15 protein-coding genes are annotated in these 24,722 nt (G+C 66.2%); 11 read left to right on the forward strand and 4 right to left on the reverse strand.

Annotated elements, in window-relative coordinates; all coding sequences use genetic code 11:
- The first annotated feature begins 197 nt into the window (after positions 1-197).
- The 6 genes from FRC96_RS10790 to FRC96_RS10815 all read left to right on the forward strand — a co-directional run bounded on the left by FRC96_RS10790 (position 198) and on the right by FRC96_RS10815 (position 12,513).
- On the forward strand, positions 198-3,596 hold the full coding sequence (locus FRC96_RS10790) for a biosynthetic peptidoglycan transglycosylase (protein WP_146974505.1): 3,399 nt from the start codon (positions 198-200) through the stop codon (positions 3,594-3,596).
- A gap of 81 nt (positions 3,597-3,677) precedes the next feature.
- A complete protein-coding gene (locus tag FRC96_RS10795; RefSeq protein WP_146974506.1) occupies positions 3,678-5,768 on the forward strand; it encodes a hypothetical protein in 2,091 nt (696 codons plus the stop codon).
- Between the two features lie 43 nt (positions 5,769-5,811).
- A complete protein-coding gene (locus FRC96_RS10800) occupies positions 5,812-6,825 on the forward strand; it encodes an AAA family ATPase (protein WP_146974507.1) in 1,014 nt (337 codons plus the stop codon).
- Between the two features lie 93 nt (positions 6,826-6,918).
- On the forward strand, positions 6,919-7,824 hold the full coding sequence (locus FRC96_RS10805) for a DUF58 domain-containing protein (protein ID WP_230470132.1): 906 nt from the start codon (positions 6,919-6,921) through the stop codon (positions 7,822-7,824).
- Positions 7,825-7,837: 13 nt separating this feature from the next.
- The gene (locus FRC96_RS10810) at positions 7,838-9,721 is read left to right on the forward strand and encodes a vWA domain-containing protein (protein ID WP_146974508.1); all 1,884 of its coding nucleotides are present in this window, start codon (positions 7,838-7,840) and stop codon (positions 9,719-9,721) included.
- Positions 9,718-12,513, forward strand: coding sequence for a VWA domain-containing protein (locus FRC96_RS10815; protein ID WP_146974509.1), 2,796 nt, complete (start codon positions 9,718-9,720; stop codon positions 12,511-12,513). The genes FRC96_RS10810 and FRC96_RS10815 overlap by 4 nt, the downstream gene beginning before the upstream one ends.
- 55 nt (positions 12,514-12,568) lie before the next feature.
- Here FRC96_RS10815 and FRC96_RS10820 read toward each other — a convergent pair whose 3' ends face one another.
- Positions 12,569-15,058, reverse strand: coding sequence for an amino acid permease (locus tag FRC96_RS10820; protein ID WP_146974510.1), 2,490 nt, complete (start codon positions 15,056-15,058; stop codon positions 12,569-12,571).
- Positions 15,059-15,278: 220 nt separating this feature from the next.
- Between FRC96_RS10820 and FRC96_RS10825 the strand changes: the two genes are divergently transcribed.
- Genes FRC96_RS10825 through FRC96_RS10840 form a run of 4 tightly spaced genes read left to right on the forward strand, consistent with a single transcriptional unit; the run spans position 15,279 to position 21,858 of the window.
- The gene (locus FRC96_RS10825; protein ID WP_230470133.1) at positions 15,279-16,025 is read left to right on the forward strand and encodes a tetratricopeptide repeat protein; all 747 of its coding nucleotides are present in this window, start codon (positions 15,279-15,281) and stop codon (positions 16,023-16,025) included.
- Between the two features lie 55 nt (positions 16,026-16,080).
- The gene (locus FRC96_RS10830; RefSeq protein WP_146974512.1) at positions 16,081-17,808 is read left to right on the forward strand and encodes a serine/threonine-protein kinase; all 1,728 of its coding nucleotides are present in this window, start codon (positions 16,081-16,083) and stop codon (positions 17,806-17,808) included.
- Between the two features lie 50 nt (positions 17,809-17,858).
- Entirely contained in the window at positions 17,859-19,451 is a 1,593-nt protein-coding gene (locus FRC96_RS10835) for a serine/threonine-protein kinase (RefSeq protein WP_146974513.1), read from the forward strand.
- A 31-nt stretch (positions 19,452-19,482) separates the two neighbouring features.
- Positions 19,483-21,858, forward strand: a complete 2,376-nt coding sequence (locus FRC96_RS10840; protein WP_146974514.1) for a BamA/OMP85 family outer membrane protein — start codon at positions 19,483-19,485, stop codon at positions 21,856-21,858.
- Between the two features lie 124 nt (positions 21,859-21,982).
- On the opposite strand, the gene FRC96_RS10845 is transcribed toward FRC96_RS10840, so the two are convergent.
- Both FRC96_RS10845 and FRC96_RS10850 read right to left on the reverse strand, forming a co-directional pair.
- Positions 21,983-22,171, reverse strand: coding sequence for a hypothetical protein (locus FRC96_RS10845; RefSeq protein WP_146974515.1), 189 nt, complete (start codon positions 22,169-22,171; stop codon positions 21,983-21,985).
- 88 nt (positions 22,172-22,259) lie between these two features.
- A complete protein-coding gene (locus tag FRC96_RS10850; RefSeq protein WP_230470134.1) occupies positions 22,260-23,315 on the reverse strand; it encodes a PEGA domain-containing protein in 1,056 nt (351 codons plus the stop codon).
- A gap of 332 nt (positions 23,316-23,647) precedes the next feature.
- Here FRC96_RS10850 and FRC96_RS10855 point away from each other — a divergent pair, with 332 nt between their 5' ends.
- Entirely contained in the window at positions 23,648-23,995 is a 348-nt protein-coding gene (locus tag FRC96_RS10855) for a rhodanese-like domain-containing protein (protein WP_230470135.1), read from the forward strand.
- Between the two features lie 114 nt (positions 23,996-24,109).
- Here the strand turns inward: FRC96_RS10855 and FRC96_RS10860 are convergent, their stop codons facing one another.
- On the reverse strand, positions 24,110-24,703 hold the full coding sequence (locus tag FRC96_RS10860) for a hypothetical protein (RefSeq protein WP_146974518.1): 594 nt from the start codon (positions 24,701-24,703) through the stop codon (positions 24,110-24,112).
- Between the last annotated feature and the right edge of the window lie 19 nt (positions 24,704-24,722).

Below are 24,722 nucleotides of genomic sequence, written 5' to 3' on the forward strand. Positions count from 1 at the left end.
GCGTGGCGCGGCGACAGCACCTCCCGCGCCTGGTTGCGCGGCCGGCGACAGTGGAAACAGCCGCTGATGTTGAAGACGTCGGCTGGCCATCGGGTCGCCGGCGCTTTGATTTTGTGCGTCGATTCGGATAATCCAACGGGGGGCAAGCAGCCGGCGTGTCGCCGCGTTGCCAGGCAACTCTTCAGAGCATCTGGGACATGATGACCAACGACACTGCTGGCGGGGTCGGCGGCCGCACAAGCGCCGGCAGGCTTCCAAAACTCGTGGGGGGCGCGCTCATCGCCCTTTTGCTGCTCGGGGTGGGGGCCTGGCTGATGGCTCCGAAGATGGCGCGGCGCGTGCTGGACTCCCAGCTGGAGCGGGTGGAAGCACGCAGCGGCCTGGCCATCACAAGCGGGGCTTTAGAGACGCGTGGCTTGAGCGGTGTGTCCCTGCGCGATCTTGAAGTGGTCATTCCTGGCGAGGCGACGCCGGTGGTCACCGTTGAGCGCGCGGACGTCTCACTGGGCCTGCTCGCTGCGGTGAGAGGGGATCGCGCCATCAGCGCGCTGACGCTTCAGGGCGTGCGGGTTGCGCTGAGCTTTGATGACGAGGGCCGTCACACCGTGGCGCGCATCCTGGCGTTGAAGGGTGGCGAGGACGCCGGTGAGACCGGCGACGACACCGAAGGGCCTCGCGATCTGGAGGCGCTGGCGGCACGTATTCAGGAGCGCGCGTTGCGTCACTTCGGCGGGCGCTTTCCGCAGGTGGAGGTGCGCGACCTGCAGGTCGACTTTGCCGATGCGGAGACCCCGTCGCGCTGGCCTCTGACGCAGCTTAAGAGCGAGCTTGCGACGCTGGAGAGCGGTGAGACACACGCTCCCTTTGAGACTGAACTGCAGCTGGTGCCCAACCCCGATCATGGGTTGAGCCTGCCGGCCACCATCACTCTGAGCGGGGCGCTGGCCCTGCCTTTGACCCGAAGCTCGGTCGACGTGAGCTTCTCCGAGGCGCTGCGGGCCCGGGCGCCGGCCCCTTACGACTTTATCGAAGTGAGCCTCAAGGGGGCGGCGGTTACCGACGACTTCGGCGTGGCGCTGCGGGCGCTGACGCTGCGCAACCGACTGGAGCCCGGTGAGGCGCCGATCTTTGAAGCCGCCCTGGCGAGCCTGGCGCTGGAGGGCTGGCCGGCGCGCCCGAGCGAGGTGACGTTGCAGGAGCTGCGCGTGGAGCAGCCTCACCTTCGGCTGAGCTATGCCGCCCACGGCGCTTCTAACCTGGGCGATCTCGATGCCCTCCTGCGTCGAGGTGTCGCGAAGCGCAGCGTGCGCACCGCCCGGGAGGTCGCCCGGGAGCTGGCGGAACGCGCCATCGCAGACGCCGCCGAAGAGGATACCACCGATTCTGCTCCTGCCGCTGAAGACCTCGACGCGCTGGCAGCGCAACCCACCGCGGATACGACGAAGCCCACCGGCCCCTCCATGCGCGAGCTGCTCACCGAGAGGTTGCCTCAGCGCATCAAAGTCAGCGACGTGACCATCGAGGTGGTTGACCCCAGGCCCCACCCCAACCTCAACGCTCCTCTTGAGCGTTTTGCGCTGCGAGGTGGCGAGCTCGACGTGGATCACCGGCCGATTCAGGGGCAGATCGAGCTCAAAGCCCTCGCGCGCATCGAGGGTGCTGACCCGCCCGCCCGCGTCGACGTGGCGCTCGACCTCCCTTACCGAAAGGGGGGCTGGGAGGCCAACGTCGACATCGAAGAGTTGGAGCTCTCCCAGCTCGCGCAGCTCGGCGGGCAGCGCGTCGCCAGCCGACTTTTTGGCGGCCGGGTCAACGCGACCCTCGATCTCGGAGAGGGCGAGCAACGCGGTCGCACCTCCTTTGAAGGCATGTTCGCGCTGGACGGCTTTCGCGCCTTCTTGAGTCCGGTCGCCGCCGATCCGATCGAGCTTGGTGAGGCCAGCCTGGCGCTCAAAGGCTACCTCGATCCGAAGGCGGCCATCCCGACGGCGCGACTGCTCAAAGCAAACGAGCCCGAGCTTGCCGACGACAGTGAGGAAGGCAGCGACGACGAGTTTCCCGCGCCACCGGAGCGCGGCGCCTTCGTCATTGAAGAGGGCAAAGCCCGCCACCGCGACGCCAGCGCCGACTTCCAGCTGGCGATCTACGGCCTCGACGGCATCGACCGCCGCCCCAACCGCCTCGACCTGACCATCGCGATGGACCCCACGCCGGTGCAGACCCTGGTCGACGCGATCCCCTCGGCCATCCTCGGCCCGCTGGCGGGCATGCGCCTCTCGGGCACCTTCGGCTGGAACTTCGCCATGGAAGTGCCCCTCTACGACGCCGGGCGCATGCAGTGGGAAGCCACCCCGGAGCTCCTCAATCTGGAGGTGATGCATCTGCCCGAGGAGGTCGACGTCTACAAACTCTTCGAGCGTTTTGAGCACACCATCGAAGACACCTGGGAGGTTAAAGCGTATCGGCGCACGCGCACACTGACCTACCGCCGCGACATCATCATCCCGAAGATGCGCCCCACCCCCGCGCCCTGGCTGGTCGAAAACGCCGGCATCCCCCTGGAGGAGCTCGACCTTCGCCGGCGCGAGCGCGGCTGGCCCGAAGTCCCGCCGTGGTCCCCGGGGCTGGGCATCCCTCGCCAGGCCATCGACTCCCCGGAGTACTGGCTCACCCGGCACGCCACCTCTCAGGCCGCCCCGCTCCCCTGGACACCGCGTGCGGAGCCGGTCAGCGCGCTGGAGTCCTTCTTTGGTGAGTGGAGCCCGCAGCCCTCACCCGAGGTCCCGCGCTGGGAAGCCCCGTCCTCGCACCACCGCAGAAGCGAACAGACCATCGACACCGAGCGCTACGGTGACTACGTCTACGTGCCCCTGCACCATATCTCGCCCTATATGGTGCGGGCGATCCTGACGACGGAAGATAACTCCTTCTTTGATCACCCCGGATTTAACTTCTACGCCATCAAGCAGTCGGTCGCCGCCAACCTGCGCGCCGGGCGCTTCGTGCGCGGCGCGAGCACCATCTCAATGCAGCTCGCCAAAAACCTCTTTCTGGACCGCGAAAAAGTGCTGGCGCGCAAGTTCCAGGAAGCCACCCTGGTATGGTTAATGGAGAGCGTCGCCGACATCCCCAAAGAGCGGCTGCTGGAGATCTACCTCAACATCATCGAGTACGGCCCCGGCGTCTTTGGCATCCACGAGGCCGCAGTCCACTACTTTGGCAAGCGCCCCGACGCACTGAGCATTGGCGAGGTGGCCTGGCTGGTAAGCATCATTCCCGGGCCCAAGCGTTACCACTCCTACTACGACCGCGGCGAGATCTCGCCGGCGTGGTTCCGCCGCATGGGTCGCTACATCCGCGCGATGGAGACCCGCGAGCGCATCACCCCTGAGGAGATGGAGCTCGCCCTGGCCGCGCCGCCGGCCTTCCATATCCCGCAGGATGGCGAGCCGATCTTCCGCGCTGATTATGAGCGCGAGAACCCTCCCCCACCCCCGGAAGTCCCCGAGGGCGCCGGCGAAGGGGTTGAGGAGCTGGGCGCCGAGCCTACGCTTGAGCCCGCGGAAGATCGCGGCTTTATGCGTCTTTTTGAGTGATCTGGCGGAATAGCACGTCGGAATCAGCGCCTTGCTGCATCTGGCGGTTGTCGCCTTCCCCCCTTTTGCTAAGCTGAGTCCATGGCACCGACGTTATCGCCCGACCCCAACCTGGCCCCCGCGCTCCTTAAGCTGCTCGATCGGCTTGAGCGCCGCGTACGCTCGCAGCGCGCCGTCGCCTCGGCCGCCGCCGGCGCTTGCCTGGCGCTGATGCTAAGCGCCGTGGGCGTGGCCGCGTTGCGGACGCAATGGATCGATCCGACGCTCTGGTGGACGGTACCGCTGGCCGCGGGACTGCTCATCGTCGCCGCAGCGCTGTGGGGCTGGCGCCGTGCGGTGGACCGCATCGCCATCGCCCAGCACATCGACCGTCATTACGATCTGCACGATCGCATCTCCACCGCGCTGAGCCTGGCGATGAGCCCCCCGCAGGATGCGGCCGGGCAGGCATTTGCCCGCGCCCAGGCCGCCGACGCGCTCACCTACCTCGACCGCATCGATCTTCGCGAGGCCACGCCCTGGCAGCGCCCCGCCGACACCACCCTGCTGGCGGCCTGCGCCCTGGTGACCATCGGCGTGGGGATTGTGCCGCTGCCCGACCACCGGGGCACGCTCCCCCCTCCCTTTGAGGTTCGCTACGAGGCCTTTGTCGACGACGCCACCCTGGCCCTCGAGCGCGACCGCATCGCCGCGCTCCGAGAGGCCCTCGGCGACGATCCCGACCCGCAGGCCGAGGCGATGCTCGACGCGATGGAAGAGCTCCTCGACCGCGCCGAAGCACGCACCATCTCGCAGCGTGAGTTCCTGGAAGAGATTGAGAAGATCGAGACTCAACTCGACGCCGCCGACGAGGTCATCGCGCAAGAGCTTGAGACGCTCAGCCGCACTCTGGCGGACGCTGCGCAGGAGCTCGCCAGCGAAAACGCCGAGGCACTGGCCGAGGAGCCCGCCCTCAAAGAAGCGATCGACGCCCTGGCCAACAACGACCTCGCCACGGCCAGCGAGGCCCTCGAAACACTCGCGGAGTCCATCCAGGAAGAGGGCATCTCGCCGGAGCGCGCCGAACGCCTGGCGGAGCTCCTGGAGACCTTCTCCGACAAGCTCAACGCCGAAGATGAACGTCTGCAAGATCTCGTCGAAAAGCACCGCGACGCGCTCGAGAAGCTCGCCGAACAGTTCGGCGACGAGGGCAACCTCACCGAAGAGCAGCAGGCGCTGCTCGATGAGGCCGAAGAGATGCTCTCCAACGCCGAGAACGCCCGTGAAGAGTTCGACACCTCCGAGGCCAAAAACCAACTCGAGCGCCTCTCCCGCGACCTCGACGAAGTCGTCAACGAATACCTGGCCGAGGCCAAAGGCAGCGAAGACGGCGACGAGGGCATCGCCGGCCAGGCCGAAGAAAACCGCGGCGATCGCCCCGACTACCGCAACGAAGTAAGCCGCAAGATGGAAGACGCCTCCGAGCAGCTCTCCGAGGCCGGCGAGCAGCAATCCTCACAGCAACAGCGCGAAGAGATCCGACGCCAGATGCAGGAGATGCGCGAGAGCATGTCACGCGGCACCGGCGAGGCCAGCGAAGAGGAGCAACGGCGCGGCGATCAGGTCGAAGACTTCATGGAGCGCGCCCGCGGAGAGTCCGAAGCTCGCGACGACGCGCAGCTCGACCAGGAGCGTGCTCAACAGCAGGGAGAGCCCGGCGAAGCCGGCCAGGATGGCGAGCAGAAGCCCGGCGCCGAGGCCGAACAAGCGCAGGGCGAAGAAGGCGAAGCTCAAAACCCGGGGCAACCCGGCGGCGGGGAGCCTCCTCCCGGCGGCGAAGGCGGCCAGGCGAACTCGGAAGGGGAAACGAACGATGGCGAATACCGCCCCGGCGAGAGCGACGCCCCGGGCGGCGACGGCCCCGACGAGCAGGCGCAGGGCTCGGGCGAGACTGAGCTCGATGGCGAACGCGTCCAGGAGCAGGCTCAGGGCCAGGAGAACTCCTCGGGCAAGTCCCGCGCCGAGATCATCCGCGGGGCCAGCGAAGAGGGCTTCGCCTCGGCCGAGTACCAGGAGGTCTACGCCGACTATGAGTCCGTGGCCGAAGAGGTCATGGAGCGCGAAAACGTGCCCGACGGCTACCGCTTCTTTATCAAACGCTACTTTCAACTGATCCGGCCCCAGCAGCCTTAAGCGGCCGCTTTGCGCCTTTCCACGTCTCTGGAGACTCCGTCTTATGTCCAGTGAAAACACCGCCCCCGACGCCTCGGTGCAGGCAAAAGTACAGGCCTTTCAGAAGGACGCCGGCCGCATCCGCGAAGAAGTCGGCAAAATGATCGTGGGCCAGCGCGACATCATCAACGGCGTCATCCAGGTTATGCTCGCCGGCGGCAACGTGCTGCTCGAAGGCGTGCCCGGGCTGGGCAAGACGATGCTCGTGCGCACCCTCTCCGAGGCGCTGGGCCTGAACTTCTCGCGCATTCAGTTCACCCCCGACCTGATGCCCACCGACATCGTCGGCGCCACCATCATCGTCGAGGGCGAAGACCGCCAGAAGCATTTTAAGTTTGAGCGGGGCCCCATCTTCTCGAATATCGTGCTCGCCGACGAGGTCAACCGCGCCACGCCCAAGACGCAGTCGGCGATGCTCGAGGCGATGCAGGAGCGCAGCGTCACCGTGGGCAAGGAGACCTACAAGCTCGACGATCCCTTCTTCGTGCTCGCCACGCAGAACCCGCTGGAGATGGAGGGCACCTACCCGCTCCCCGAGGCCCAGCTCGACCGCTTCCTCTTTAAGCTGGTCGTGAAGTTCCCCGACCTCGACGAGTTGCACAGCATCATGGAGCGCACCACCCAGGTCTCGCAGCCGGAGGTCAACCCGGTGATCGACAAGGCGCGCCTCCTGGAGATGAAGCGCTTTGCCCGCGAGGTGCCCGTGGCGCGCCACGTGCAGGACTATGCCCTGCGCATCCTCCAGGGCACCCACCCCGAACACCCGGGCGCGCCGGAGATCACGCGCAAGTACGTGCGTTTCGGGTCGTCACCCCGCGGCGCTCAGGCGATCATGACGACCGCCCGGGTGCGCGCGCTGACCGAGGGTCGCTTCAACGTCAGCAGCGAAGACGTGCGCCGCAGCGCCCAGAACGCCCTTCGCCACCGCGTCATCCTCAACTTCGAGGGCGAGGCCGAGGGCGTCTCCACCGACACCATCGTGCAGAAGATCATTGAGGCGACGCCCGAGTCGACCTGATACATCTCCGGCTCGATGACGGGTGCGCCCAGATCGCTTTTTCTTTTCATGTCTTCGCAAACGCTCGTTTCCCTCGCCCAGCTGTGAGTCCCCGTGGCCAAGCCATCTCGCCAACATCCCGACGACGCGCGCTTCGACGATGAGTTCTTAAAAAAGCTCGATTACCTCTACATCGTCTCGCGCAAGATGGCCGCCAGCGGCCAGCGCGCCAAACGTCAGAAGAAGATCGTGGGCTCTGGCCTCGACTTCGCGGACTACCGCGTCTACTCGCCAGGCGACGACGTGAAGAGTCTGGACTGGCGCGTCTACAGCCGCACCGAACGCCTCTTCTTAAAGCTCTACGAAGAAGAAGAGGATCTGCACATCTACTTTCTGGTCGACGCCAGCCGCTCGATGCACCTGGGCCAGCCCAACAAATGGAACTACGCCCGCCAGGTGGCCGCCGCGCTGGCCTACATCGGGCTGAGCAACCTGGACCGCGTCAGCATCATCCCCTTCTCCTCGAAGGTTGAGGGGCGCCTTCCTCCGGCCAAGGGCAAGGCGCAGATCTTTAAGATCTTCAACTTCCTCGATGCCTGTGATGCCGGCGAACACACCTCGCTTCGCCAGGCCTTTAAGACCTTTGTCAGTCAGAACAAACGCCGCGGCCTGGCCGTAGTCATCTCCGACTTCTACGACCCGGACGGCATCGAAGAGGGGCTCAACGCGCTGCGCTACCATCGCTTTGAACCGATGGTCATTCAGCTCTTTGATGAGCGCGAGCTCAACCTGGACTTCCATGGCGAGGTTCAGATCGTGGACTGTGAGACCGATGAGGCCCGCGACATCACGGTGACCCCGGCGATGCTCAAGGCCTACCGCGAGGTCTTTGAGGAGTTCTGCACCGAGCTTGAGGGCTATTGTAAGAGCCGGCAGATCCTCTACTTCCGCGCCCCGATTCAGCAGCCTTTTGATGAGCTGATTCTGCGGGTCTTCCGGGCCGGAGGTTTTCTGAAATGAAGGGGAGTCGTTGATGCAATGGACCGGTCTGCCCATAGCGACCGTGCTCGGAGTGGCGGGGTTTGTGGCGGTGTTCATCACGCTGCTCTACCTGCTGCGTTTGCGAAAGCGCCGGGTGCAGGTGCCCTACTCCGCCCTCTGGGGCCGGGTGCTCGCCGAGAAGAAGCGCCAGACCGACTGGTGGCGACGCTTCAAGCGCCTGCTCTCCTGGTTGCTCTTTATGATCATCGCCGCGCTGATCACCGTGGCGGCCCTGGGGCCTCGCTCGGCTGACGAGGTCGTGGAGGGGCGCCATCTTCTGATCATGCTCGACACCTCCGCCAGCATGGGGGCGACCGATGTGACCGGGGGCCTCAACCGCTTTGAGGTCGCCCGCACCCAGGCGCTGGAGCTTCTTGGGAGCGTGGGCGGCGATGACCGCGTGATGGTCGCGCTCTTCAACAACCGGGTGATGCCGCTCGGACCTTTCGTGCGCGAGACGCAGCCCCTGGAAGCCGCGCTGCGCGCGGCCACGCTCAGCGCCAACGCCACCGACTTTCGCCAGGCGTTGAGTTTTGCGCGCGACAGCCTCCGCGATCGCGGTCAGGCTGAACTCATCGTGCTCAGCGACGGCGCCGGCCTGCAGAACCTCGACCTCTCGGAGTTCGACCCTGGCGAGGCGGTGCGGGTGCGTCACATCGCCCCTGGCGAGCGCTCCGAGAACCTGGCAATCACCGGGTTCAACGCGCGACGCTACCCCTCCAACCGCCTCGATCACGAGGTCTTTGTCGAGGTCTCCAGCACCTTCGATCGACCGGTGGAGGCGCGCCTGGAGCTCTTGAGCGAGGGGCGCATCATCGAGACGCTCCCCCTGGAGCTCTCCGCCAACCAGGTGCACCGGCAGTTCTACCCCGGGCAGGCCTTTGCCGGGGAGCGGCTGGAGGCGCGCGTGCGGGTGATGACGGCCGACGCCGAAGACGTCTTCCCCCTTGATGATCGCGCCTACGCGGTGCTTCCGCAGGCCCGCAAACTTCGGGTGCAGGTCGTCTCCACCGGCAACCTCTTTTTGGAAGGGCCGCTCTTGCTCAACACCCACATCGAGGTGACCCGGGTCAACCCGGAGCGCTACGACCCGCAGGCTGAGTTTGACGTGACGTTTTTTGATAACGTCGCCCCCACGCTGCCCGTCTCGGGCGATCTGGTCTTTTTCAACCCTCCGGCCGAGAGCTCCCCCATCGCGATCCGCGACGTGGATGACGAGCCGATCTTAACCGATGTGGCCTCAAGCCACCCGCTGATGCGCTGGATCAACCTGCAAGACCTCAACATCGCACGCACCTCAACCTTTCGGCGCGAGGCCAGCGACACCGCCGTGGCGAGCGCGTTCGGACAGGCCGTGATCGTGGATCGCGAGCTCGATGGTCGCCGCCTGATCGCGGTGGGTTTTGATCTTCGGGAGAGCGACTTCCCGCTGCGCGTGGCCTTTCCGATCTTCATTCTCAACATCATCGACTACCTGGCGCAGGACGACGTCGACTTGATGTACGCCTTTGAGACGGGCCGCTCGGTGCAGATCCCGGTGGCGCGCGACATCGAGGAGGCGCGGGTCACCGCCCCCGATGGTGAGGTGCGCAGCGCGGCGATCCATCGTGGCGAGGCGGTCTTCTACACCGACCAGCCCGGCTTCTACGTGCTCACCCCGGGCGGTGGCGAGCCGGTGGCGGTAGCCGCCAACCTGGCCAGCCCCGAGGAGAGCCGCATCGCCCCGTCCGAGCTTCAGCTTGGCGAGCGCGAGGTCAGCCGCGACGCGGCAGGCCTTGTCTTTGAGCGGCGCGAGATCTGGATCTGGCTGGTCCTGCTGGCCATGGGCCTGCTGCTTTTGGAGTGGCTCACCTACAACCGCAGGTGGACAGAATGATCGGCTCACGATCTTTAGTCTCCAAAATCTTCTTCTGGTCGACGCTTTCCCTGATCTGGGTCGCGGGCCTCTGGGCCTACCTGGACGCCGTGGTCTGGGCGCAGGCCGAGACCTGGAGCTTTGTTTACGGGGAGCGCACCTTTGAGATCATGGCGCCAGAGTACATCGGGCTGCTGCTGGTGCTGCCCCTGTTGGCCATCGTCGCGCGCTTCACCCTCTCGGACTTTCCTCTCTATCAGCGTGTGCTCAACGTCGGCTTTCGCGCGCTGGTGCTGGCCGGGCTGACGCTGGCGTTGATGCAGCCGGTGGTCACCAGTTTCGACTCGAAGATCGCCACGATCGTCGTGGTGGACACCTCGGCCTCCTTCCCCGATGAGGCGCTGGAGCAGGCCCGCGAGCGCATCAACACCTATGTCGCGGCGGCGGCCGAAGACGACCAGGTCCGCGTCATCGGGTTTGCCGATCGCCCCTACCAGATTGAGCCTGGCGCCGACGGCACCTACACCGAGCTCCCGCGCCCGAGCTCCAATGCACCAACCGACACGTCGGCCGACACCGACACAGACGCAGCAACCGAACTTCAGGAGCTCGCCAGCGAGCCTACCCTGCAGACCGACATCAGCGCCGCGCTGCGCATGGCCTACGGCCTCTTCCCCGACGATCATCTCAAACGCCTGGTGGTGATCAGCGATGGCAACCAGACCCGCGGCGATGTGCTGGCCGAGGCCAACCGCGCCGCCGATTTTGGCATCCGCCTCTACGCCGCGACCCTCGATTATGAGCAGCCCGCCGAGGTGCTCATTGAGGCGGTGGATGTTCCCGAAAACATCGAGCTCGGCGCCCCCTTCTTTCTGGTGGCCCGCGTCTTCTCGACCTACGCCACCACAGCCCGGCTGACGCTCTGGCAGAACGAGTACCGGGACGGTGAGCAAGAGGTTGAGCTGCAGCGCGGCGTCACCGAGGTGCGTTTTCAGACCGAGGTTTACGAGCCCGGCTTTCGGCAGTTTCGCGTGCAAATGAGCGTCGACGGGCCAGACGGCTACGCGGCCAACAACAGCTTTATGTACAGCGCGCATATCCGCGGCAAAGCGCGGGTGCTCTATGTGGAGGGCGAGATGCGCTCGCGCCATCACCTGGAGCGCGCGCTGCGTAATGAGAACTTCGATGTGGAGACGCGCAGCCCCGCAGGTCTTCCGAAGAGCGAAGAGGAGCTCGACCGCTTCGATCTTGTGCTCCTCTCCGATGTGCACTCCCGCCACGTCAGCGACGCCCAGCAGGATCTTCTCACACGCTATGTGCGCGACCTGGGCGGGGGTCTGATCATGGCCGGGGGTCAGGACTCCTTTGGCCCTGGCGGCTGGGAAGATAGCGCGGTGGAGCGCCTGATGCCGGTGAGCTTTGAAGGGGAGCGCCAGCGCGAGACGCCTTCGCTGGCGCTCCTGATGGTCATCGATCGCTCCGGCTCAATGGCCGGCGACCGCATCGCGCTGGCCAAAGACGCCGCCCGCGCCGCCGTCGAGGTCTTGCAGCCCGGCGACCAGGTCGGGGTGTTGGCCTTTGACAACGACATCGACCCCATCGTGCGCCTGCAACCTGCGGCCAACCGCTCACGTATCCTCAGCGCGATCAACCGGCTGCAGGTCCGCGGGGGCACCGACATTGAGCTCGCGCTCAATGAAGCCTACGAGCAGCTGGCCTTTGCCTCGGCCCGAGTTAAACACATCATCCTGCTGACCGACGGAATGTCGGAGCCCGGCGCGATCTTCACGCGCATTATGCCCGCGATGCGCATTGAAAACATCACCGTGACCACCGTGGCGGTGGGCGACGGGGCGGAGACGTCTATGTTGCGGCGCATCGCCGAGCGGGGCTCGGGGCGTTATCACTTCACCAACAACCCCTACAACGTCCCGCAGATCTTTACCCAGGAGACGCGCACCGTGGCGCGCTCGGCGCTGGCCGAGGAGCCGATCCGCGCGCAGGTCGCCGGGCGCGCCCAACTTCTTGAAGGCATCGCCTGGAACGCCGCGCCCTACCTCCTGGGCTATGTGACCACCACGCCCAAACCTCAATCCGAGGTGCTTTTGACCGTGGAAGGCGGTGACCCGCTGCTCGCGCGCTGGCGTGTGGGTCTGGGCAAAACAGCCGCGTTTACCTCGGACTTGAAGAACCGCTGGGGCGCGGAGTGGGTGCGCTGGCCGGGCTACGCGCAGCTCTGGGCCCAGCTGATTCGCGATACGATGCGCACCGACGATCGCGATCGCCTGCCGATGCGCGTCGACATCGACGGGGAGCGCGCCCGGGTGATGGTCGACGCCATCGGCGAAGATGACCGCTTTATCAACGATCTCGACAGCGTGCTGCGCGTGACCGACCCCGATGGGAACGACTCCCAGGTCGCGCTGCAGCAACGCGCGCCGGGGCGCTATGAGGCCAGCTTCCCCCTGCCTCAATTCGGTGCCTACCAGCTGGCCGCCCAGCACGACCGCGGCGGAGATACCTTCGCGGTCAGCCAGGCCAGCCTGGCCTACCCCTACCCCCGCGAGATGACCTACCTGGAGCCCAACGAGGCGCTCATCGCCCAGATTGTGGCCATGGGTCGTGGCGAGCTCGATCCGGCGCCGGCGACGATCTTCGACGCCGATGGCGAGGAAGTCCGCTACCGGCGCCAGCTCTGGCCCTGGGTGCTGCTTTTTGCCCTGTCGCTGATGGTGCTCGATCTCGCGCTGCGCCGCATTCGGCTCAGCGGCCAGACCGAGCTGAGCTGGCTGGCGCTAACCCGCTCGAAATAACGCACACCCTATGACGGCGACTCGCCGCCCCTCCTCGCCAGGGGCGGTTTTGACGTCACGCCAGGGCGCTCTCATTGCCGGAGTCGCGCACAAAGAGCACCGAGCTGCCGGTGAGCTGCACCATGCGCTCCATAAAGTCGCGATCGATGGTGTCGGCGAGCCCCATGATCTGAAGATCGGCACGCGGGGAGTCGGCGACCCACTTCATAAAACTGCCGCTCTCCACCCACGACTCGGTGCCGCGGGGCAGTCGCGCATCATCGATGAGCAGCTGCAGGTAGCGCCGCGCGTTGTCGGTCTCCTCCGGGTCGGGGCAGACCGTGAGCAGGCGTAACGAGCCCTGCCAGTTGCGATGGGCCTGGTAGCCCAGCAAGAGCGAGAGGTCGAGGTTGGCCAGGCGCAGCCCCACCGGCCAGCTCGGGCTCTGATCGCGCACCCAGACGTTGATGCGGCGCTCATGGCCCAGCGACGACTCGGGGTGCTCAAAAAGAAAGGCCGCGCCCATCTTGCGCGTGATCGCCACGTCCAGAAGTTCTTGCAGTGTGGGCTGATCGTACATATCGGCGTTGATGAAGAGGATGTTCGGTCGGAAGTAACTTCCCTGCATCACCGCCGAGGCCATATCCACGCCGGCCGGGTAGGTGCTGGCCTCAATGGTGACCGCCGTGGCAAAGAGCCCCTCGCGCTGAAAGTCGGCGGCGACCGCGCCAAGATCGCCCAGCGCGCGCTGACGGATCGCAGCCATCGCCGCGGTGGGGAGCTTGCCGGCGCCCATCCCCGGGATGGTCTTATGCTCACCGCTGCGCCGCCTTGGCCTGTACCGGGCGTGCGCGTCGTCTTCGCCCACCTCGCTGGCCTCGGCCGTGACCGGCGCGGCCGCGTCCCCACTCTGCGGGTACGTCTCCCGGCTGAGCACACCGACCACCTGCAACGACCCCTTCGGTGCGGTGAGCAGCCTTAAGAATCGAAACTGCCCATCGAGTTGGGTGCGGCTCTCCACCGGCACGAGCAGGTCGGGCTTCCAGCTGCGCTCGTTGGCCTCCTGCGGCCCCCGGGCGATGCGTTTGGCGGCCCAGTCCGCCAGCGACACAAAGATCGAGCTTCGCACCGTCTCCCAGGGCGTCTCCAGGCGCCGCCCCACCAGCACCACATAGATCCCGCCGATCACCGAGAGGGCCACCAGCGCAAAGGCCGGGCTGATCACAAAGACCGCCAGCAGCGCCAGCGCCGCGCCCACCACCGGCACCGCCCTCGGCACACGGAAGGTGGGGCGAAACGAGATCATCCCCAGGCTCTGCTCCACCAGCACCACCAGGTTGATGGTCAGGTAGGTCAGCAAAAAGAACATCGTGATGAGCACCGCGATGCGATCCAGGCTCCCGAGCGTCAGCGCGATGGCCACAAGCCCGCCCGTAAAGAGCGCGGCGTTGCGCGGCTCCCCACCGCCGGTGACATGCGAGAAGAAGGCGCTCCGGGGCAAGATGCTATGCGAGCCCAGCGCCTGCAGCACGCGCGGCGCGGCCACCAGCGAGCTCAGGGTCGCCGTGAAGGTCGAGGCCAGAATCCCCACCAGCACAAGCTCGCCGAAGGCCGCGTAGTCCACGACGACCAGCGCGTTCTCACGGAGCTCCTGCGGGCTGGCCACCATCGAGTACCAGAAGGCCAGAAAGAGATACGTGCATAGCGCGACGAGCACCGCCGCCATCGTCCCCCGCGGGATGCTGCGCCGCGGGTTGGCCAGTGCCCCGGACATGCTCGCGCCCACATTGACCCCGGTGCCGGCCGGAAAGAAGATCGCAAAGAGGATCCAGAAGCCGCCGGCCTCAAAGCTGCCAAAGAGCTCCGGGTTGCGCAGCTCCACCTCACCGCCCTGCCCCATCCCGGTGAGCCCCAGCGCGATCGAGATCAATGAGGCGACGATGACGATCATCACCAGCCCCTGAAGTCGAAACGCCAACTTCGTCGAGATCAGCGTCGCGCCAAAGGCCAGCACAAAGACCGCATACGCCACCGCCACCGGCGGATGATCCGGGAAAATATAGCCCCAGGCCTCGGTGAACCCGTAGATGTAAAGCGCGGCCGAGAGCGCCTGCCCCACGTAGAGCGGGATCCCGATGGCCCCGCCGGGCTCCAGCCCCAGCGACTGACTGATGATCGAGAAGACCCCGCCGGCGCCGACCCGGATGTTGGTGGTGATCGACGAGAGCGACATCGCCGCGGTCCCGGTGATGGCAAAGGTCAAAAGGATCAACGCCAGCGCGCCCAACAGCCCGGCCTGGCCCACCACCCAGCCCTCCCGCAGGTACATCATCACCCCGCAGATCGTGAGCACCGTGGGGCGAAACACTCCGGCAAAGGTCCCCAGCCCCTCGCGCACCGAGAAGATTGGCGAGGCGCTCTCCACCGGCGGAGCGATCGTATGCGCGGGGTTGTCCAACGCGCCGAGAGGTTCGGTCTTCTGCTCGGCGATCGTGCTCGCCAGATCGTCCTGCTCTACAGGGCTGTCACCATCCATGATCGTCTCCATCGCATCAGCGTGATTCATCGTGCGGGCGTCCCCCTTCGTTACGCGAGCCGCACCCGCCGGGATTGTCGGCGCGCAGCCCGACCGTGTCCAGAAAGGCGAAGGCCTGCCCCGGCGCTAGACATCGCGTCTGCTGTGGGGCTATCATCGCCGGCGAGCACCGCCACTCTCAACTACTTCGACCCTCTTAAAGATGATGGCCATGCGAAAGTTTATCGGAGTCGGGCTGTTGGTGACCCTGATGTCCACTGGAGTTCCCGCCCAGGTGATGGCGCAGTCGGACGCCGACGCCGCCGACATCGCCCGTCAGGTCGAGAGCCTCTCGGCCGAAGGCGCGCAGAGTTTCCGCGCCGGCGACTACGAAAAGGCCATCGAGTTCTTCGAGCAGGCTTACGCGCTCGATCCGGTGCCCAACCTGCTCTACAACATCGGGCGTTGCTACGAGCAGATGGAGCAGTGGGACGAGGCCATCGCGCAGTATGAGCGCTTTATGGTCGCCCCGGACGTTGAGAGTGAGGCGCGCTCCCACGCGATGGAGCGGGTGCAGTCCCTGCGCGAGATTCAGGCGATGCAGGCCCGCGAAGACGGCAGCGATGGCGACGGCGTTCAGGATGAGGGCGCCGACGATGTCATCGCCACCCCGCAGCCGGCGCCCCCCAACCGCACCCCCGGCATCATCACCACCGCCGGCGGCGTGGCGCTGATCGGCGGCGGGGTCGTGATGGGCCTGATGGCCAGCGGCAACGCCGAGAGCATCACCGACACCCAGCTCAGCTATGACGATCGCCTGGCCGCGCGCGACAGCGCGCGCACCCAGGCCCTGGTGGCCGACGTCTTCTACGTCTCCGGCGCCGCGGTGACCGCGCTGGGCATCTACCTGATTGTCAGCGCCGACAGCGTCGAAGATAACCCTCAGGCCTCGCGCTCGATGCTCACCCCCTGGGTGGGCAAAGGCAGCGCCGGCGTTGGCCTGACCCTCGGCTTCTGAACCTTCTGGCGCGCCGCACGCTCGCGGCGCGGACCTGCTCCCCAAGACCGAACCTATGTCCTCTTCTCGCGACCAACGTCGAGCGCTCTACGAAAAGCTCGTCGGCCAGACCGTGGCTGATCGCTACGAGATCGTCAGCCTGATGGGTTTTGGGGGCATGGGTGCGGTCTATGAGGCGATCCAGCGCAACATGAACCGGCGCATCGCCCTCAAGTACATCCCCTCGCATAACCCGGTGACCGCCGCGCGCTTTGAGCGCGAAGCGCTGACCGTCAGCCAGCTGCGCCACCCCAACACGGTCACCGTCTTCGACTACGGCCAGACCGACGACGGGTTTCTCTACCTGACCATGGAGATGCTCGCCGGGCGCACCCTGACCGAGGCGATCAAGACCGAGGCGCCTTTCTCGCCAAAGCGCGCGGTGCACATCGCCTCCCAGATCTGCCGCTCGCTGGCCGAGGCGCATAAAAACGGCATCGTTCACCGCGACGTCAAACCCGATAACATCTTCCTGATCGAGGTCGACGGCGATCCCGACGTGGTCAAAGTCCTGGACTTCGGCATCGCCAAAGCCGTCGGCGGCGAAGATGACGTGCAGCTGACCGGCGATGGCCGCATCGTGGGCACGCCCCGCTACATGTCGCCCGAGCAGATCCTCTCGCAGAGCGTCGATCACCGCAGCGACATCTACAGCCTGGGTTGCATCATCTTTGAGATGCTCTGTGGCGAGCCGCCTTTTCAGGGGCCGACGACCACCGCGCTGATGATCAGCCACGCCCAGGATCCGCCCCCTCCCTTCGCCGAGCGCCTCTCGGAGCAGGCGCTGGATATGATCCCGCTGGCGCTCGAGCATGTGGTGCGCCGCACGATGTCCAAAGATCCCGGGGCGCGGCCGCAGACCACCGAAGAGCTGCGCGAGGAGCTTGAGAGCGCGCTGAGCAAGCACCACGCCGCGCTGGCCGCAGGCATCGCCTCGCCAACCTCGACCGGCAACCACTTCGCGCCCTCGGCGCCGGGTGGCGCGGCCGGGGGATTCGGTGGCACCGGGAACTTCACCGGAAACGGCCAGTTCAATGGCACCGGCAACTTCACCGGGAATGGCCAGTTCAATGGCACCGGCAACTTCACCGGCGCCGGTCAGGCGATGGCGCCCGGCGCGGCAGCCGCCCAGGCGCCGGCGAAGGGCGGTACGAACAAGGGGCTGATTGCTGCGGTTGTGCTCGCGCTGATCATCGTGCTCTTGCTGGGGGTGATGGTGCTGCGTGGTCAGGAGCAGAGCGCGCCGGAGACGACTCCCGAGGTCGCGGGGGCGTCGGCTGAAGCGGCACCTGAGATACCCGAAGAGCCCGCCGAACCCGCGATCGACGAGCCGACGGTGGTCGCCGTCAACGACACGATTATTTTGCGGCTGACAACCGAGCCGCCGGGCGCGACGATCATGGAAGGTGACGACGAGCTGGGCACCACGCCCTACAACCTCTCGGTGGCCCCCGGCGGCGACCCGCTGACGTACCGCCTTCGCCTGGACGGCTACGAGCCCCTCGATGTGCGCATCCCCATCGACCCGGAGCGCGGCCTGCGCCAGGAGCTCAGCTACGAGCTGACCGCCGAGGAGCGGCGCCCGACCCGGCGCGCCCCTCGTCAAGAGCGGCGCCCGCGTCCCCCCGAGGAGGTCTCCCAGACCGAGGAGCCCCCCGCCGAGGAGGAGACGCCTGCCGAGCCGCGGCGCCCCTCGATTGAGCTGCTCGATGACGGGCCCCGCCCCAAAGTCAACCGCCTCTAACCTTCGCCGGGGAGCCTGGCCGAAAGGGGGCGTCCTCATCCTGAGCGTTCATGCAAAAGATCTGCCCAACCTGTCAGCGCAGCTACGGCGACGAGGTCGTCTATTGCCCGCATGACGGCATGAAGTTACGCCTCAGCCGCCCCGAAGGTGACGACCCGATGATCGGGCGCGTGCTCGACGGGCGCTGGATCATTGAGAAGGCCATCGGCGCCGGCGGCATGGGCGCGGTCTACCTGGGCCATCAGCGCAGCGTCGACCGCCAGGTGGCCATCAAGACGCTGCGCGCCAACCTCAGCGAGACCGACGACTTCGTCGACCGCTTCTTTCGCGAAGCGCGCATCGCCACCACCATCAACCACCCGCACAGCGTCACGATCCTGGACTTCGGTCAGGACGAAGATGGCACCCTCTATCTGGCGATGGAGTACCTGGTGGGCACGCTGCTCAGCGAGCGCATCAAAGAGGGCGATCTCACCTTTGAAGAGATCTTGCGCATCGGCGTGCAGATCGCCTCGGCGCTCTCTGCTGCGCACGACGCCAACATCGTCCACCGCGACTTAAAGCCCGATAACATCTTTCTGCTCGACATCCCCGGCGGGGGGACCTTTGTCAAAGTGCTCGACTTCGGCATCGCCAAGGTCCTGGGCGCCGAGACTCAGGTCACGCGCACCGGCCAGGTCTTTGGCACGCCGCAATACATGAGCCCGGAGCAATGCCAGGGCCACGAGGTCGACGGGCGCGCCGATCTCTACAGCCTGGGCTGCATCCTCTATGAGCTCGTGGGTGGTCGACCGCCCTTCTCGGCCGAGACGCCCATGGCGATCTTGATGGCGCATGTCGTCAACGAGATCCCCTCTTTGCGCCAACAGCGCGAGCTGCCCGAAGCGCTCGAGCGCGCGATCACGTCCCTGCTGGCCAAAGATCCGAACGACCGCCCCGCCGACGCCAGCGCCGCACGCGCGCTCTTCGAGGCGTTGCTCGCCGAGCTCAACCCGGAGGTCCTGGCAGGCACGCCGGGCCCGGCCGATCCCGACGCCCCGACGATCTCGCCGACGCGCGCGGGGCGCACAGTGACCGAGACGCAGACCCAGCCTCCTCTGGCCTCCCTGAGCACGCCCATCGACGATCTCGATGATCTGGCACCGATCACCTACGACCGACGCTCCCGAACGCCGCTCGTTCTCGGGGTGCTGGCGATCCTGGTGGTTGCAGGCGCGGCGTTCGCGCTCTCTCGACCCTCCACGGATGAGCCGGCCAACGACGCGATCGCAGCCGAGGCGCCTTCCCAACCCGCTCCAGGTGACGAGGTTGCCCCGCAGGTCGCGGAGGACCGGCCTCAAGACAGGGCGAGCGCGGAGCGTGCGCGCGAGCAGGCCGAAGACGATGCCCTGGCGCTGGGCGAACCTGTCGCCGCGCTGGCGCGCCAGACCGCCGAAGCCCTGCATGCCAGCGCTCAGGCGGCGCAGCGCGCCGAGGCGCGCCGCTCAACGAGGCCCTCCCGAGTCGCTCCCGATCGGCGGCCGCGTCCGGAGGTTCGCCCTGAGCCCGAGCCGCAACCGGAGCCGGTTGAGGCGCCGAAGCCGGATCCTGGTCCCGAGCAACCGGCCGAGGACGATCCCTTCGACGGGTTCTTCTCCGAATAATGTCTTTGTTTGATTGACGTGGTGTTGCGCTATGGCTTCTGCCCCTTCCCATCGCGTCGCTCTTGCGGGTGTGTTGTGGCTGGCGCTGCTAACCGGCTGTGCGACCACCTCTGAGAGCGACTACATCGTGCCGGGGACCACCGACCTTCGCATCAGCAATGTGGAGATTCGCGGCGTTGAGCAGGTCTCCGAGAGCGAGCTCCGCGACGGACTCGCCACCCGCGAAGATCCGGGCTGGCGGGCCGCCGTATCCTGGCTCCCCCTCATCGGGGCTGAGCGCCAGTACTTCAATCAGTTCAGCTGGCAGCGCGACCGTGAGCGCATCGAGACCTTCTACCAGCGCCGCGGGTACTTCGGGGCGAGCATCGTCTCGGAGTCGATTATCGAAAACCCCGAGGAGGGCACGATCAGCGTGCGGGTGACGATCGATGAGGGGGAGCCCACCCGCATCGCGCGCATCGAGCTTGAGGGGCTAGATCCCTCCTCCCAACTCTCTCGCGAAGCGCTGCTGGATGATCTTCCGCTCAACCAGGGCGCGATCTTTACCCAGGAAGACTACCTGACCACCCGCGATGCGCTGGGCCGCCGGCTGCGCGAGGCGGGCTACGCCTACGCCGCCGTCAGCGGTCGAGCCTTTGTCGATCCTGAGACCCGGAAAGCGGACGTCTTTTTCTTCATCGACGCCGGTCCCCGCTCGCGTTTCGGCCAGGTGCATATCTTCGGGCTGGAAGACGTGGAGGAGCGTTTCGTGCGCGAGGCCATCACCATCGAGCCCGGTGAGCAGTACGATCCGCAACGCCTCAATGAGACCCAGGAAGACGTCTACGAGCTGGGCGTGTTCGGCCTCGTCACGGTGCTCCCGGCTCACGAGGCCCGCGAGTTTACCCTGGAGGACGCCGAGGATCGCGAACGGCTCGAAGATCTTCTGGAAGAGAGCGACATCCCCGATGACGCCGACCCACAGGCCGGTGTCGACGCTTCTCCGCGCCCCGGCATCGACGCGGCCGCTCCCCCTGACGACGCCAACGCTCAGGAGGACACCTCCAACGCCGAAGGTTCGGAGGCCTCCGGTCGCGAGCGAGCGCTGGGCGTGAGCACGCTGCTGGAGAGCGCCCAGCTCGAAGCCGAACGCCGCAGCCGCCTCGATCCGGAGGTTCCCGTCGTCGTGCGCCTCAAAGAGGCCAAGAAGTACAACCTGCGCGTGGGTGCCGGCCTGGCCGTGGAGAGCGCCCGACAGGATGTGCGCGGGCTCCTCAACTGGTCAGCGCGCAACTTCCTGGGCGGGCTGCGTCGCCTGGATCACTTCAACGTGGCGGGTTACGCCTGGGCCCCCGGGCTCATCCCCCGCGCCGAGCTGGTCAACCGCGGGGCGATCCTCTCCAGCGAGCTGCGCTTCTCCCAGCCCCAGTTCATTGAGCGCCGCACCAACCTGCGCCTGAGCGCCAGTGTGGAGCGCGACGTTCGGGAAGGCTTCTCGTTATGGAACCCCGCACTGAGGGTGGGGCTCGACCGCCCGATCTTCCGCAAGCTGCGCCTGGAGGCCTCCTACAACGTCGCCTACTACAACTACTTCAACGTCGAAGAGTCTCTGGTGGATGTCTCCACGACCACGCTGGGACTGGACTTCCAGACGGAGTTTTTGCTCGAGTACCTGGAGCAGTCGCTGATCCTGGACATGCGCAACGACGTGCTCGACCCGACCTCCGGCGCCCTGGTCGCACTGACGGTTCAAGAAGCCGGCAGCTTCGCTGTGGGCGGTGAGTTCGACTTTATCAAACCGGTGCTCTCGGCCGAGGGCTACGTCCCCTCCGATCTTCTGGGCCGCTCGGTGCTCGCGATGCGCACTCGTCTGGGCAGCGTCTACAACATCGGGCGAGAGACCGGGGTGCCGATTCAAAACCGCCTCTACAGCGGTGGGACCGACGGGATGCGCAGCTTCGGCCGCCAGCGCCTCTCGCTCTACACCCCCTCGGGCGAAGCGGTACCGGTGGGCGGGCTGACCCAGTTTGAGTGGTCGGTCGAGCCGCGGGTGCGCCTTGTGCCCAACCTCTTCTCGATCGGCGATGTGTGGGGGGCGGTCTTCGTCGACGCGGCCACCATCCTGCGCGGCCAGCTCGAAGTCGATACCGCCGCCAACGATCAGGGCACGGTGAGTTTCAACGAGCTGGCGCCCTCCCTGCTCTACGGCCTGGGAACCGGCCTGTGGTGGAACACCCCGGTGGGTCCGGTGCGCCTGGACTTCGCCTACACCCTGAGTGACACCACGCAGGACCCGCGCTTTCGGCGCTGCGCCGATCCCTCCACCCAGGGCACCGAGGCCTGCGTCTTTGTGCCTCAGGATGAAGACGCCATCCAGGAGCTGCTCGTGGGCTACGGCTTCTACCTGAGCATCGGGCACTCGTTCTAAACCCCCGAGGCGGCCTTAAGCGCTGTGGCGACGCCGCGCTCAAGGCCCACCGCGGCAGACGTTCGGGCATAAAAAAACCGGGCCCGAAGGGCCCGGCAATTCGCTTCGATCTGCCCGTTAGGACTCAGGGCACGATCGTGATGTCGGCGCTGTTGACGTCCTTCTCCGAGACCCCGAAGCCGCTCCAGGGCGTCAGGGCATAAAACGCCAGCACCATCGCCACGATGATGATTTCCACGGGGTTCTCATACCACCAGTCCCAGAAGACCGGGGTCTTTTTGCGAGAGATATGCTGGGGGGCGCGCTCGGACATCGTTAGCTCGAAGAGGAGTAGGTTAACACCATCGACCAGATCTGGCGCCAGAGGTACCACCGGGGGCCTCCAGGCGCAAGAGCCTGTGCTAGAAGCGCCCGCTGAAGCTCACGCCCAACGCCCGCGCGGAGCCGGCCTGATCGGGGCTGGAAAAGCCCGGGGCGTCGGAGGCCGGCGGAAGGCGCCCGCTCCAGTCGCGTCCCAGCAAAAAGAAGCCGGAACCGGTCAGGATCAACCCGCAGCCCACGGCCTGTCCGACCGAGAGCATGCCCTGCCCGGCGCCGACGCCACACAGGGCGCTGCCCGCAAAGCCCATCACCGCCAGAGTATTGGCCCACCAGGGCGGCGCGACGCTGACGCGGTCCAGGCGCACCGGGCGGTCCATCGCGCGCTCTGAGCCGGGCATCGGGATCACGTCGTCGCCTCCGGCGCCTTCTGCCACCTCCTCTTCCGCGCTCTCCGCCACGGGATCTTCAGCATCGGCGCCATCTTCGGCGGGCTCCTCCGCAAGGGAAGCCTCCGGTTCATCGACCTCCACCTCGGTGGTCTCGGCGCTGGCGAGCTCTTCGCTCTGACGAGGAGGAGCGGCGCTGCCTACCTGAAAGATGCGCTCGACGGTCGCGCCCGCTCCGACCTCCACCACGGCCTGCAGACGCTGGCGGTCGGGAAAGACCAGGGTGACAATGTTTTCGCCGGCGCCCACCGGCATCGTCACCGGCGCCTGCCCCTCCGGCTCACCCATATACTCATTGAGGTAGACGGTGGCGCCGGCCGGCACCGAGTCGACCACCAGGTAGGCCTGAATGTTCTCCTCGAGGTCGCGCAGCTGATCGATCTTGGCGCGCACACGCCCCTCGACCGGGCTGTCCTTGTCGAGCTCCAGGTAACGCAAAAGTGTCTGACGCGCGCGGGCGTAATTGCCCAGGTTCTCGTAGCTCAAACCGATGCGGTAGAGCAGGCGCACATCCTCAAGCACGTCATAGGCCTGGCGGTACTTGAGCAGCGCGTCGCTGAACTCACCGGCGTCATAATGACCGTTGGCCTCCCGCACCGTATCGAGCGCCTCGTCGGAGCCCTGCGCGTAAAGCGGCGCGCAGAAGCAGAGGATCACCACCGCCACAAGCGCGCCGAACCATCGTCTCATTGAGCGTGCGCTCACCATGAAAACCGCTCCATGCAAAGCCCCCGCCGCAGCGGGCAGCCGTGTCTCATGTCGTCAAAAGCGTTCAACGGGCTGCAACCTAACGATCCGCCCGCCCCGAGGCAACCACAACGCCCCTTCGGGGGATGCGCGGTTGCTAAAGCGCTGCCTGCGACTATATTACTCGCCAGCAGCTGTCCTGCCCCGCGGTCGCGGCCCTCTCCCCGAGAGCGCCGTTGTCCCGAATCCGGCCGACTTCGCCAAGATACCGCGGGCATCTGGAGGACACAAAAGGCGTAACTGGCCCAGAACAAAGGATCTTCATGGCACGGTTGATGTCTAGCACGGAGCTTCAACAGCGTATCGCAGAAGGCGAAGACTTCGTACTGATCGACATTCTCAACCCCGAGGACTACCAGCGCGAGCATATCCCCGGCGCAATCAACATCCCTGTGGAGTCGCTCAAGGAGCGCGCCCGCAAGGACCTGGGTAAAAATCAGCGCATCGTCGTCTACGGCGACAGCCACGACGCCGAGGCGTCCAACCGCGCGGCAAAAATCCTCGAGGAGCTCGGCTTCCGCAAGGTCTCCGATTTCGACGGGGGCCTCAACGCCTGGAAAAACGCAGGCTTCCTCACCGAGGGCAGCGAGGCTGAGATCGTCGGCGAAGTCACCCGCCTCTGATCAGCTCACCCTCGCGCGGCCCGGCCATTTAAGACGCCGGGCCGCAGCGTAAAACGCAAAAAACCTCGCCAGCTCCTGGCGAGGTTTTTTTATGCGTGCTCGATCACCGAAGACTCAGTCCTCGACGGTGGCTTCCGCGCGGTAGAGGATCACATCGCCCTCGGAGTTGGCCACCAGCGCCTGGTACTCCGTGCCCGGGTTCTCCTCGACCTTGGCCCACTCGCCAGCCATCTCGTCGGCGCCTTCCTGGGTGCGAAAGAGCGCCAGATGCGCCGTCTCGGCCTCGCGGTCGTAGCGGATCAGCGCGAGCATCGTCTCATCCTGCACCTCGGAGGCCTGCAGGTAAGGACCGCCCTCAATGGCTTCGAGCTCGTCCATATCGACGATCTCTTCTTTGCCATCGGCAAGCGAGCGCACCACCAGACCGTTATCCTCGCTCTTGGCGACGATCACGACCTCTTTGGCCGGCGCGCCGTCGAGATTAACCCGGCCGCGCTTCTCTTCCTCGGCCGCCAACAGATAGATGCGGTGCGGGGCGATCCCGCGCGAGTCGAGCAGCTTCTGCAACCGGTCGCGCTCCTCAAGCAGCTCCAGGAAGCGTTGTGCGTCGCGCAGGTTCGTGGTCCGAAACTCCACCTCGCCCTCCTCATTGAGGATCTTGCAGTGGCGCGCACCGCGCTCAATGACCAGGCCATCATAGGACAACAACTCGTCTTCATTCGACGTC

The organism is Lujinxingia vulgaris, assembly GCF_007997005.1.
In the GTDB taxonomy this organism is placed as follows: Bacteria; Myxococcota_A; Bradymonadia; order Bradymonadales; family Bradymonadaceae; genus Lujinxingia.

Coding starts and splice junctions, on each gene's coding strand:
- FRC96_RS10795 (WP_146974506.1), top strand. CDS start 3,678: ATGGCACCGACGTTATCGCCCGACCCCAACCTGGCCCCCGCGCTCCTT.
- FRC96_RS10845 (WP_146974515.1), bottom strand. CDS start 22,171: ATGTCCGAGCGCGCCCCCCAGCATATCTCTCGCAAAAAGACCCCGGTC.
- FRC96_RS10840 (WP_146974514.1), top strand. CDS start 19,483: ATGGCTTCTGCCCCTTCCCATCGCGTCGCTCTTGCGGGTGTGTTGTGG.
- FRC96_RS10810 (WP_146974508.1), top strand. CDS start 7,838: ATGCAATGGACCGGTCTGCCCATAGCGACCGTGCTCGGAGTGGCGGGG.
- FRC96_RS10830 (WP_146974512.1), top strand. CDS start 16,081: ATGTCCTCTTCTCGCGACCAACGTCGAGCGCTCTACGAAAAGCTCGTC.
- FRC96_RS10850 (WP_230470134.1), bottom strand. CDS start 23,315: ATGAGACGATGGTTCGGCGCGCTTGTGGCGGTGGTGATCCTCTGCTTC.
- FRC96_RS10815 (WP_146974509.1), top strand. CDS start 9,718: ATGATCGGCTCACGATCTTTAGTCTCCAAAATCTTCTTCTGGTCGACG.
- FRC96_RS10790 (WP_146974505.1), top strand. CDS start 198: ATGATGACCAACGACACTGCTGGCGGGGTCGGCGGCCGCACAAGCGCC.
- FRC96_RS10835 (WP_146974513.1), top strand. CDS start 17,859: ATGCAAAAGATCTGCCCAACCTGTCAGCGCAGCTACGGCGACGAGGTC.
- FRC96_RS10800 (WP_146974507.1), top strand. CDS start 5,812: ATGTCCAGTGAAAACACCGCCCCCGACGCCTCGGTGCAGGCAAAAGTA.
- FRC96_RS10825 (WP_230470133.1), top strand. CDS start 15,279: ATGTCCACTGGAGTTCCCGCCCAGGTGATGGCGCAGTCGGACGCCGAC.
- FRC96_RS10820 (WP_146974510.1), bottom strand. CDS start 15,058: ATGAATCACGCTGATGCGATGGAGACGATCATGGATGGTGACAGCCCT.
- FRC96_RS10855 (WP_230470135.1), top strand. CDS start 23,648: ATGTCTAGCACGGAGCTTCAACAGCGTATCGCAGAAGGCGAAGACTTC.